Raw genomic sequence first — 11,512 nt, 5'->3', positions numbered from 1 at the left:
GTGCAGCCCCGGTCGAGTCCTTCGTCGCCTGCGAGATAACATTGTTGTTGCGACCGGCCGTGGCGCGCAGCGAACTCGTCACGAATTCCGAAATGCAATCGGTGGTGTTGACCATCACTTCCGCACGTACGATGTCGACCTTTCCGTTGGTGTCGAATGCCGTGTCCATGTCTGAAGCGAGGTTTGTCGCGTCGGTTTCATAAGCGATCCTGTCACCCAGAAGATTCACCGCCGGGTTCTTGCTCTCGCCGTTTCCGCCATCGAGGTTCTTCTGGCTCACCCGGCAGGTCAGGGGCATTTCCCCGGACATGGTGACGATCTGGTCGACTCCGCCGAGACTGCGCACGCGCGCGAAGACGTCACGCTCGGCGTTGAAGTCCCCTACCAGTGGAATGAGGTTGTCGGCATCGGAGTCGAAAGCTACGATCTTCCCGTCTCCCGATACCGCGGGGTTGTGGCTGAAGCCGTTGGAGGCGATAAAGCCATCGAGCGCGTCAAAGCTGTGGCTCATCAGCAACGTCCGGTTCAGGCCGGTTTCATCGAAGACACCGTTGGCGCCGAACTGGCACCCATCAAACGGCGCCATCGGATCGCAATCGCGGTCGTGCAGGTAGACATCCATCCGTGGGTTGAGATCATTGAATTCCAGTGCGTAAATTCCGAACAGATCATCGGACATATCCTGGGCGACGCTAAAATTCACATTGATATCGCCGGTCATGTAGTTGACCGTGCCGCCCATGCACTCGCCCGATCCCAGGAGCATTCCCATTCCGTTATCGACGCACATCCCCATCGGCGCGGTGACGCGCACGCTGCCGGGCTTTACCGGCGCGTAGGCGAGTGTGAACATGTAGTTCGTCCCGCCATTGCCGAAGCCCAGGAAGTCGAACACCGGAAGCAGGGTTTTGATGGTGTTGTCCATGGTCTCGAAGACCACGAAGCGTCCGTCTTCCATGCCGTCCCATGACTGCGACAGATCGGGATTGGTGCTGGCCGCGACGAGTTCGGCGCCGGCCTCGGTGACGCTGACGCGGATCGTGCGGATGCGCCCGGCCTGATCGAAGATTTCGTCTCCGGAGAGCCCGTCCACACAGGGATTGGCCGCCATGCTCTCATCGCAATCGCGGTCGTGAACAAAGATATCGGTCCTGGCGTTTGTATCACCCACAATGAGATTCGTGGCATCGGACTCGAAGGCCACGTGGCGACCCAAGCCCGAGATGGAGGGATTGCGGCTCGCCCCGTCGGCCTGCGCGCCGGCCGCACTCACGCTCACGCGGACGATCTTGGTATCGCCCTCCTCGTCGAAGAAACCGTCGTCCGACACGTCGCGGTCGGCAACAAAGATATCGCTGACACCGTTGGTATCGCCCGTGACCAGATTGGTGGCATCGGACTCGAATGCCACGAAGCGTCCATCGAGCGAGATGGACGGATTGAAGCTGTTTCCGTCTGCCGGCATGGCGCTCATGCCCTGGGAGATGAGACGCACGACCCGCTGCTCGCGATCACGCACGAAGATGTCCGCCATGTTGTTCGTATCGCCGGGGGCGAGGTTGCTCGCAAAGGAAGAGAACGCTACGTAGCGCCCCTCGTCATCAACGCTGCTCTGCATGCTCGGGCCGTTGGCATCCTCGCCGGGAAAACCCGAGGTCACGGCATCGAGGACGCCGGTCTGACGGTCCAGAACGTAGACGTCCTCTGCGTTGTTGAGATCATCGTCCGAGAGGTTGTTCGCCGTCGTGTGGAAGGTCACGTAGCGGCTGTCGCCGCTCACCTGGGCGAAGTCGGAAACGCCGTTGCCCGCGGTGGTCACGCCCAGGGAGAAGAAGCTGCCATTGGGATCCTGGGCTTCCTGCAAGTTGGTCGTATTGTTACGATCGCAATCGAACAGGCTCTCCTTGCAGGTGGCGGCAATTGGTGCTTCGCTGATGTTGAGGACGTTGCCCTCGCAATCCTCCACGCCGAAGGTCTCCGTTGCCGTATCGGGATCGAGCGGATCGGTGCGCGCTTCGAATAGCGCCTGGTGGCCAAGCACGGAGAGCACGCTGAAGTCTATGTCGCACTCTGAGCCGTCGATGGCGTGGGTAAACTCAGGACAATCGGCTGCAAGCAGGAGGCTGCTCACCCCGTCACGGGTGCCCGTGTAGTAGATGCGCACGGCATAGTCCCCGAAACTCAGATCAGGGAGGTTGAAGCTGTAATTGCTGCCGGCCTTCGTGCCGAATGCCTCGGCCACGCATTCACCGAGCGCGCCGTCGATGTCGGATTGTTCATAAACGCGCAGCGTGCCCTGCACGTTCACATTGTCATTGACCGCGGCCAGGTCCTCTCCCACCGGTACAAGGAGATTTGCCGGCGCGCGCGGGCCGCTCTGGCAGGCGGCCAGAAGGATTACAACAAGGGTAAGGGCGTAGTTTTTGAGAGTGTTCATGTCTGTGTCCCCCTTACGGTCCCGGCACCGTGACGGATAGCGGCCCCGAGGTTACCGGCGGCGTGCTGTCGCCACCGAGCACGAAGGGAAGCGTCGCGCCTGCCGCCACACCTGCAACAACCAGCGCCACAAACCACCAGCTCTCATACCAAGCGGCCGCCGCTGCACCGGACTCGATCAGGGTCTGGTCGACGCGCAGTTGCTGGCCGGGCATGAGCACGATTTCGGTCTTCCCGGACTTGAAGCCCTCGGCCTCGAAGCTCACTTCATGGCGGCCCGGCTCCATTTCAACGCTGAGCCCCGCCGGAGAAGCAGTGCCCACCGAGGAGCCGTCCACCAGCGCCGTGGCCTCTACGTCGGGAACCAGTTCCAGCGTGCCCGGCGTGAGCGAGCTGGGATCGTTGTAGTGCGAGACCGCCAGAAGACCAGCAAGCGGCCCTACGAAGCGGGGCTCTCCCGCCCAGACCTCTTCCTCGCGGTTGATTCTCTCGCCGGATTTCGTTTCCATTCGATCAACGGAGACGACCACACCGTTGGCGCCGAGCACCAGCGTGGTCACCAGGAATTCATCGGCGCCCAACGCCACCGCGATATTGCGCAGGCACTCGGGCTTGGCGCAATTGAGCAGCCCCGGATCGCGTCGCAGGTCGGCCAGGCTCTGCACGTTGCGCGCGCCGAGCACTTGAACCCCCGCGTAGCGGGTCGTCGCAACCGTGACCGCACGTGAGGTCTGTGGCACCAGGTCGCCCAGGCGCCCCTGCGCCTGCACACCGTAGACCAGCACCCGCTTGCCGCTTTGTGCAAAGGCCGTTCTGGCAAGAACCGGCACCAGAGAAAGCGCCGGCAAAAGCGCTGCGGTCAATGCAAACCGCAGCAGCGCACTACGAAGGAATCGCTGCATGATGTCTCCCCCTCTTCCCATTTCCCCGGAAGAGCTTTTCAAAAACACGGATCAGGCGGGCGCAGGCGCTCGCTCTCTACCAGGGGCTGCTTCCCAGCTCCATGGCATCGCAGGCCGAGGGCACTCCGCCCTCACAAGCCTTCTGGTAACGCAGTTTGGCGCTGCGCCAGTTGTTTTCCTGATTTTCGAGGATAAGGCCCTCGCTGTAACAGGCGCTCATCACGTCGCCCTCGCAGGCCTTCTCGTAGAGTTCCTTGGCGGACTTCCAGTTCTCCATGCGCGTCTCGTAGAGATAGCCCAGCGAGCTGCAGGCACGCAGGTCGCCGAATTCGCAGGCCCGTTTGTAGAACTTGCCTGCGTCCTTCCAGTTGCCCTCGACGGTTTCCAGGATGAATCCCACGCCGTTGCACGCGCGCGCCTCATTGCCCTTGCAAGCCTCCATCCACACCTCGCGGGCACCCGAAGGGTTGGCCTCGCGCTCGTGCATGAACATCCCCAGCCGGTAGCAGCCATTGAGCTCACCCGCCTTACAGGCAGCTTCGTAGCGGGCGCGCGCTGCCGGTGCGTCTTCTTCTTCAACGAGTTTGCCAAGCTGCGTGCAGGCGTCGTGGTTTTGCTGGGCGCATGCACGCTCATAGAGCGCCCTGGCCTCCAACACTTCCTTGGAACGGTTGTCGGGCTCGCGCCAGTAGGTCATCCATTGCAGCGCGGTATCGCGAAAGCGGTTCTGGGCCGGGTAGAGCTGTGAGAGAAAGCGCCAGGCGGCCAGCTTGTCGTTGGGAGTGACGGCCGAGCTCTTGTTGATGTCGCTGACCTTTCCGTACTCGCCCCAGATGAGCGCTTCGGGCGTCGTGCGCTCGCGCGCCTGACGGCGTCGGGCCTCGCGAAGCTTGGCATCGAGATCGATGATGGTGCGCTGTTGCGACTGACCGCCGGAGGCGAAAAACCCGGCTACCTTATCGGCCAGCACACCGGTCTGCTCTACAAGTTCGACCTCCGTGGCTTCGATCTTCTCCGAGAACACCGTCTCATTGGACTCAATCTTGATCACCAGCGCGGTGAGGAAGTAGCTCTGCCCCACCTGCGTGAGGTCGCCGCGCACCAAGTATTCGGCCTGCACCTGCTTGGCCAGGTCGATCTGACAGCTCGCAGTGCCGCAAGCCTGCTCCAGGCCAAGCTGCCTGGCCAGATCTTCGATGATGTCCTCTGCAACTACGCGGACGCCGTCGACATTGGCGATTTCATTGATGAAGAGCGCTGTGAGGCCTTCGGCCACCGCCGGCGAGGCCCCGCCCTTGGCGCCGAAGGGATAGACCGCCACGCCCTTGTCGGGCCTTACCTGTGAGAGGGAAGGCGAGACTATAATAAAGGTGACAGATAGAACTGCTGTCACGGCCAGAATTTGCCGTAACATCTTCGCGATGCCCACACCCACTGACTCAACTCCCCTGAACGCCCGAAATCAATTCGGGACGCCCGCGATGACGCTCAAGCACACCCCGCCCGAGATGTTTTACTGATGGCAGGCAGTATAGGCGATCAGGCAAAAAAGGCACGGCGCGGAGGGCCGGACAAGACCGCTCTAAGGGCCCGTAGGCCCTTGTGGAACATTTTCAGGCTGCGCGACGCCTTGCGGCAAACGATCGGTCACCGCACGGACCAGACGCTTGACAGTCGAAACCACCGCCTCGCGCGAGAGCACGGTTGAATGGTCCCCGATCGGGAGCTTGAAAGGCTCCGAGGCGCGCCAGAGCTCGCCCCCCTCGGCGGCGTCGGTCGCCACGAGATTGACCTGCAGATCGGAAATGAGGCCCCGAATCACGGCGTCGGCGCCCAGCTCGCGCGCCAGCGCGCGGCCCTCTTCGTCGGAGAACTTCAGGCTCGCAAGCTGTTTGCCCTTGAGGCTGGCCATCACTTCATCGCGTGCCAGAACCCGGTATCCATGTTCGCGAAGCCGTTTCACGACTGCGATTTCGGCGCTCGGTGCGAGATCCGCCGCCGCGCTTTCGCTGTCGAATGGAAGGACGAGATAGACCTCTACCGGGGCCTCGGCGGCCAGCGGGTCGATCCAGATCGATCGCTGGAGCTCATCGGGAAGCGGCGCCCCCTTGGGAACGCAGCCCGCTGCCGCCAGTAGCGCGCCCACAAGTAGCAGGCCCAGTGAGAATGAATAAGAGGAAACTCTCGTTATCTGCTGTCGGGTATTTTTCACAACGACAAGCATAGCCGCCGCACAGTCCCGGAGCCATTGAAAACTCAGGCGGGGCGCCTGCGCTGCTGCCGGAATGCCTCCCCTACGACGCGACCAACCTGATCCAGACTCAGAGGCGAACGGAGGGCTCCATGAAGACCGCTGGTGGCTAGATCAAGCTCGCTCATGCGCTCCCCGAAAGGCAACACTGCAATGCCACGCGCCCGGGCGTCGATGCCCAGGATATCACTCCAGAGCTGCCCCCCCAGGTCCTTTGTTCCCTTTCCACTCCAGCCGATCACTGCCGTTCGGTAGGGATTGCCCGCCAGCGCGCGTGCGCGCCATGCTCCAAAGGCGACGTCCGCCTCTGCGTAGCAGTCGGCCCGGTAACCACAGGCACTCAGAACGCGCTCGAGCGCAATGCGCGAGTTCTCGTTTTCTTCATAAACCAGCACTCCAGCCGGGGCAGCAACCATCGGCTCAAGCCCGGGCAGTCGATGCGCCGGCGCATCGAGCGGCAGAAAGACCTCAAAAGTGCTGCCCATCCCCGGGTCTGAGCTCACGGTCAGATAGCCGTGATGGCCGCCGGCCAGGGCATGCGCGCGAGTCAGCCCGAGCCCCTCTTGACGAGGCTTGGTCGAATAACAGGGGTCGAAGATTCGTTCCAGGATTGGCTCCGGAATTCCAACGCCCCCATCGTTGACACTGATCCGGAGATAGGGGCGGGCCCGTCGCGCCTTTTTCACGTGCGCCTCGGAGTGAACGCAATCGCACTCGACAATCACAAGCCCGCCCTCCGGCATGGCTTCAGTCGCATTGCGGAGCAAAATCCGGGCGATCTCCGCAATCTGTTCTTCATCTCCCATCAAATGCGGCAGACCCGCAGCGACAATGAGTTCGAACTGAAAGTGTTCCCCCAGATTGAGTTCGGCCCAGTCAATCACCGCCTCGAGGACGCTCTGAACAGAAAGGGATCGCAGCGACGGCGCGCTCGGACGGATGGCGTGCGCGAGCTTCTGGCTGTTCTGGGTCGCGCCGTCCATCGCGCGAAACGCCGCCTGCACGCGGTGCGAGTGGTGCGGCTTGTCGCTCAGGTGACGTTGCACAGCCCGCATGTTGCCGGCCGCCACACTCAGAAAGTTGTTCAGGTCGCTCGAGAACAGGCTGATGAGATAGCCCATGCTCTCGAGTCTTGCCGAGCGCTCCCGGCTTTCGCCAAGGCGCTGGGCAAGTCGGTTTCCGCCGTGCTCTTCACTCACATCGATGGCCAGCCCGAGGGCCCCTTCCCCGCTCGCTTCATTGAAGGAGAGAAGGAATTCGGTCCAGCAGGGCTCACCATCGCGCAGGCTGAAGTTGACCCAGCGCGATTTTCCGCGGGGCACAAGCGCCGCGGCGATCTCCTCACCGTGTTCGGGCGCCAATACGTGGAGGCTGCGCGGGGCCTGCCCCAGTGCATTTCCGCGAAACGCCCTGACCGCATCGCCCTGAACGGAGAGCAGACGCCCGTTTGAATTGATTTCAAAAAAAACGACCGGAAGCCGCGAAAGCAGAAGGGAGATGAATTGTTTGTTGATAATCATGTATCGAGCCGCGCGTTTCCTGTGTTCTGCCAGTTCCCGCACGATCGATGTGCAATGCGCCCGATAGAAATAATGCTAGGACATCAAAACAGGCGGAGCAACTGTCAGATATGACCTGAGGCGGCCCAGCGGTGGGTCGCGATCACTTCTCGCTCTTATGAACGCCGCGCCTTCGAACGGCGATGGCGGAAAAAATTCTTCAGTTGGACTGAAGCTTCATCGGCCAGCACCCCGCCACAAACCTCAAGCGGTTTATCGTTGCCGTCTTTGGCCGCGCGCGCGCGCGTTGCGAGCTTTGAAGCCCCCTGCTTGGGGTCGCTCGCCCCGAACACCAGCCGAGAGATACGCGCGTTCTTGATCGCCCCCATGCACATCAGGCAGGGCTCAAGCGTGATGTAGATCGTTGCCCCGTCCAGGCGCCAGTCACCAAGCCTGCGGGTGGCCTGACGGATGGCTCGGATCTCGGCATGGGAAGTCGGATCGTGACTCGTCTCTCGCAGGTTGTAGCCGCGCCCAATGATCTCCCCGTTCAGCACAACAACGCTGCCCACGGGCACTTCCTCGCGGCGCTCGGCAGCGGCCGCTTGTCGCAGCGCTGCGCGCATCCACTTGAGGTCCTCGTCGTTGGAATTCTTCATCGGTTCGGGCGCGGGTTACTCGATTCCCGTCGCCACCCGGTCCCAGCGAATGTTAAAGAGCGAATTGTCGTGGGAGTAGTAGATGACCTCCGCCTTTCCGACGACCAAGTCCATGGGCGCAAAGCCCCAGACACGCGAGTCCTCGGAATTGTTGCGGTTGTCACCCATCATAAAGAAGTGTCCCTCAGGCACGGTCACAGGGCCGAAGTCGGGACGGTCGAACAGCGGGCTCGTGTCGAAGTGACCCCAGGGGTCCTCAATCGGCTCGCCGTTGATGTAGATCGTACGGTTGCGATAGGCGACGCTCTCACCGCCCACGGCGATCACGCGCTTGATGAAATCACGCTGTTGAAGGAGCGGCAGGTCCTTGTCCTGTGGCGTGATAAAGACCACCACGTCGCCGCGCTCGGGCTCATCCCAGGTCATCAGCCATCCGCCGCCCGGTTTGTGCAGACCGTAGCTGAGCTTCGAGACGAGCAGGTAGTCGCCCACCAGAAGCGTGGGCACCATGCTCTCGGAAGGGATCTTGAACGCCTGAATGATGAAGGTGCGGCTGGTCAGTGCCAGCAGCAGTGCCAAAACGATAACTTCGAGGTAGTCGCGAACAGCGGACTTGCGGAAGGGCTGGGCTTCGTTTTCAAGACAATCGGCCGCTTCGAGGTAGGCGGCGCCGAGCACTTCCACGTCTTTCGAGTCGATTCCCGCGACCAGGCGCTCTTCATACTCTTCGAGTTTTTCCCGAAGCCGCGGCTGAAGGGCCTCACCGTGTTTCTTGAGGACCCAGCGCACTTCCCGAATCGCCTGCTTGGCATTTCGGCGAAGCGTGGAAAAGGAAACATCGGCAGATATCAGTGTCTCGGAATCGCTGGAATCGCTCATCAATCAACCTTCAGCACGGCAAGGAAGGCTTCCTGCGGGATCTCCACATTGCCCACCTGTTTCATGCGCTTCTTCCCCTCTTTTTGTTTCTCGAGCAACTTGCGCTTTCGCGTAATGTCGCCGCCATAACACTTGGCCGTCACGTTCTTGCGATAGGCCTTGACCGTCTCGCGGGCAATGACCCGCGTGCCGATCGCCGCCTGCACCGCCACATCGAACATCTGACGGTGGATGATTTCCTTCATCTTCGCCGCCAGCTCGCGGCCCTTGTAGTAGGCCTTGTCGCGATGGACGATCAGCGAGAGCGCGTCGACCGGCTCGCCGTTGACCAGGATATTGAGCCGCACGAGGTTCGAGGCCCGGTATCCCAGCGGCGTGTAGTCGAAGCTGGCAAAGCCGCGCGTGACGCTCTTGAGTTTATCATGGAAATCCAGAACCACCTCGGCGAAGGGCAGCTCGTAGACCACCACCGTGCGCGTCGGGCTCAGGTATTTGAGTTCCTTCTGCTGGCCACGCCGTTCCTCGCAGAGCTTGATCACGGCGCCGACCTGGTCGGTAGGGCAGTAGAGGTTGGCCTGGATGTAGGGCTCTTCAATCGTCTCGATCTTGCCGTCGGGAAGGTCGGAAGGCTTATGGATCTCGCAGACCTCCCCGTCTTCCGTGGTCACGCGGTACTGCACGTTCGGGGCGGTCGTGATGAGATCGAGATCGAACTCGCGCTCAAGGCGTTCCTGCACGATTTCCATGTGCAGCAGGCCCAGAAAGCCCACGCGGAAGCCAAAGCCCAGCGCCGTCGAGGTCTCGGGTTCGTAGGCCAGCGCCGCATCATTGAGCTTGAGCTTGGAGAGCGCGTCCTTGAGCACTTCGTACTGGGAGCTGTCGATGGGGAAGATACCGGCATAGACCGTCGGCACCGGTTCCTTGAACCCGGCGAGCGCCTGGGTAGCGCCGCGCTCCCACGTCGTGATCGTATCGCCCACGCGCGCCTCGGAAACGCTCTTGATCGCGGCCGAGATGAAACCCACTTCGCCGGTTTCGAGCGCCGGTAGCTTAATGGGGTGCGGCGAGTAGGCCCCGATGGTCGTGACCTCGAAATTGAGGCCCGTGCTCATCAGCTTGATGCGGTCGCCCTTCTTGAGACGCCCGTCCACCACGCGAACGAGCGCGACGACACCCAGGTAAGAATCAAACCACGAGTCGAAAATCAGCGCGCGAAGCGGCTTTTCTGGATCACCCTTGGGCGGCGGCAACTGATCGACCACGGCCTTGAGCACGTCGGGCACATTGAGCCCCGACTTGGCCGAGATGCAGATGGCATCGTGGGCGTCAATGCCGATGACTTCCTCGATTTCGGCTTTGACCTTTTCAGGCTCGGCCGCCGGCAGGTCGATCTTGTTGAGCACGGGAATCACTTCGAGCCCGGCGTCGACGGCCATATAGACATTCTGGAGGGTCTGGGCCTCGACCCCCTGGGCGGCGTCCACGACGAGAATGGCACCCTCGCAGGCCTTGAGACTGCGCGAAACTTCATAGGTGAAGTCCACGTGTCCGGGGGTATCGATCAGATTGAACTGGTATTCCTGCCCGTCGGCAGGGTCTTTGTAGAGCAGGCGCGCAGCGCTGGCCTTGATGGTGATCCCGCGCTCGCGCTCGAGATCCATCTTGTCGAGGAACTGGGCCTTCTTCTCGCGCTCGCTGAGCGCGCCGGTCACATCGAGCATCCGGTCGGCCAGGGTCGATTTTCCGTGGTCGATGTGCGCGATGATGCAAAAATTTCGGATGAATTTCTGGTCCACGACTACCTGGGTGCGGCCCGCGACTTGGATGCGAGAGAAATTGGGCGGCCCTGCAGCCGCCCGTTCGCGGGCCGGAGTGGGCCCCGCTGCACGCGCCGGGGGCCATCAAAGTGGTCCCTATATAGTCGCCGGGACGGCGGACTCCAAGGGGGCGAAATCTTTATCGATTTTCGGGGTTTGCGCCTCAACCGGCAAGGCTGCTGCGCCGGAAGGCACTGCGCGTGATCACGAGCAAGGCCCGCACGCCGTCTCTCCAGCCGATCTTCTTGCCCTCTTCACGTGTCCGCGGGTGATAGGCAACGGGCACCTGGGCGATGGAGACGCCCAGCCGCGCCAGCTCGGCGGTGACCTCGGGCTCGAATCCAAAACGGTCCTCGTGAAGCTCCAGCTTTCCGGCCAGCTCGCGCGGGAAGAGTTTGTAGCAGGTTTCCATGTCGCCGAGCCGGTAGCCGGTGAGCAGGTTCGAGTAGAAGCTCAGCACCCGATTGGCCAGGTAGTAGAGCGGGCTCATGCGACCGGGCTGGCCTGCGTGAAAGCGGTTGCCGTAGGCCGCGCCGGCCTTCCCCGCGATCAGCGGCGCCAGTAGCGCGGGATAGTCGCCGGGCTCGTATTCGAGGTCCGCGTCCTGGATGATGACGTAGTCGCAACGTGCCTCGCGCATTCCGCGACGCACCGCCGCGCCCTTACCCCGGTTTTCTCCCTGCCGAACAAGGCGCAGTTTCTTGAGGCCCAGTCCCTCCACCACGGCGCAGGTATCGTCGGCCGAACCGTCGTCCACAACAAGGATCTCCCCCACTTCGGGACGGCCGTCCACCAAACGAAGGATTTCGGCAATGCTCGCCCCCTCGTTGTAGGCGGGCACTACCACGGAGAGACAACCGGCCGGAATTTCGTGCTGTTTGCTCATGCGTGCTGCAGTGTAGTCCGATCAAATACGATTTCTGAAGTAGGCGATTGTTTCGACGAGCCCGTCGCGAAGCGATATCCGGGGTTCCCAGTTCAGCACGGAAATCGCGCGCCCGATGTCGGGCAGGCGGCGGCGGGGATCATCCTCGGGCAGGGCTTCCTGCGTGAGCGTGACGTCCACTCC

The 11,512-nt window shown here is 61.9% G+C and carries 9 protein-coding genes; all 9 read right to left on the bottom strand.

Going from position 1 to position 11,512, the window contains the following annotated elements:
* The coding region (locus KDH09_13655) for a PD40 domain-containing protein (protein ID MCB0220740.1) at positions 1-2,437 on the bottom strand (2,437 nt) is incomplete at its 3' end.
* A gap of 13 nt (positions 2,438-2,450) precedes the next feature.
* Positions 2,451-3,338: a PEGA domain-containing protein gene (locus KDH09_13650; GenBank protein ID MCB0220739.1), complete on the bottom strand. Its 888-nt coding sequence runs from the start codon at positions 3,336-3,338 to the stop codon at positions 2,451-2,453.
* Between the two features lie 76 nt (positions 3,339-3,414).
* Complete coding sequence (locus KDH09_13645; protein MCB0220738.1) at positions 3,415-4,752, bottom strand: sel1 repeat family protein; 1,338 nt, start codon at positions 4,750-4,752, stop codon at positions 3,415-3,417.
* A 168-nt stretch (positions 4,753-4,920) separates the two neighbouring features.
* Positions 4,921-5,484 (bottom strand): hypothetical protein, encoded by a 564-nt coding sequence (locus KDH09_13640; GenBank protein ID MCB0220737.1) that lies wholly within the window; start codon positions 5,482-5,484, stop codon positions 4,921-4,923.
* A 110-nt stretch (positions 5,485-5,594) separates the two neighbouring features.
* The gene (locus tag KDH09_13635; protein MCB0220736.1) at positions 5,595-6,710 is read right to left on the bottom strand and encodes a hypothetical protein; all 1,116 of its coding nucleotides are present in this window, start codon (positions 6,708-6,710) and stop codon (positions 5,595-5,597) included.
* 554 nt (positions 6,711-7,264) lie between these two features.
* Entirely contained in the window at positions 7,265-7,747 is a 483-nt protein-coding gene (gene tadA, locus KDH09_13630) for a tRNA adenosine(34) deaminase TadA (protein ID MCB0220735.1), read from the bottom strand.
* Positions 7,748-7,762: 15 nt separating this feature from the next.
* Positions 7,763-8,626: a signal peptidase I gene (gene lepB, locus KDH09_13625; protein ID MCB0220734.1), complete on the bottom strand. Its 864-nt coding sequence runs from the start codon at positions 8,624-8,626 to the stop codon at positions 7,763-7,765.
* The gene (lepA, locus tag KDH09_13620) at positions 8,626-10,422 is read right to left on the bottom strand and encodes a translation elongation factor 4 (protein ID MCB0220733.1); all 1,797 of its coding nucleotides are present in this window, start codon (positions 10,420-10,422) and stop codon (positions 8,626-8,628) included. Before lepA ends, lepB begins: the two co-directional genes overlap by 1 nt.
* Before the next feature lie 184 nt (positions 10,423-10,606).
* Positions 10,607-11,329, bottom strand: coding sequence for a glycosyltransferase family 2 protein (locus tag KDH09_13615; GenBank protein MCB0220732.1), 723 nt, complete (start codon positions 11,327-11,329; stop codon positions 10,607-10,609).
* Between the last annotated feature and the right edge of the window lie 183 nt (positions 11,330-11,512).

The sequence above is a fragment of the Chrysiogenia bacterium genome, assembly GCA_020434085.1.
Classification (GTDB): Bacteria; JAGRBM01; JAGRBM01; order JAGRBM01; family JAGRBM01; genus JAGRBM01.
The sequence above is the reverse complement of the archived record's forward strand: the minus strand, read 5'-3'. Positions and strand labels throughout refer to the sequence as shown.

What these genes read in the sequence shown, in the direction of transcription:
- KDH09_13650 (MCB0220739.1), bottom strand. Translation starts at nt 3,338, where the DNA reads ATGCAGCGATTCCTTCGTAGTGCGCTGCTGCGGTTTGCATTGACCGCA.
- KDH09_13645 (MCB0220738.1), bottom strand. Translation starts at nt 4,752, where the DNA reads ATGTTACGGCAAATTCTGGCCGTGACAGCAGTTCTATCTGTCACCTTT.
- KDH09_13635 (MCB0220736.1), bottom strand. Translation starts at nt 6,710, where the DNA reads ATGGGCTATCTCATCAGCCTGTTCTCGAGCGACCTGAACAACTTTCTG.
- tadA (MCB0220735.1), bottom strand. Translation starts at nt 7,747, where the DNA reads ATGAAGAATTCCAACGACGAGGACCTCAAGTGGATGCGCGCAGCGCTG.
- lepB (MCB0220734.1), bottom strand. Translation starts at nt 8,626, where the DNA reads ATGAGCGATTCCAGCGATTCCGAGACACTGATATCTGCCGATGTTTCC.
- KDH09_13615 (MCB0220732.1), bottom strand. Translation starts at nt 11,329, where the DNA reads ATGAGCAAACAGCACGAAATTCCGGCCGGTTGTCTCTCCGTGGTAGTG.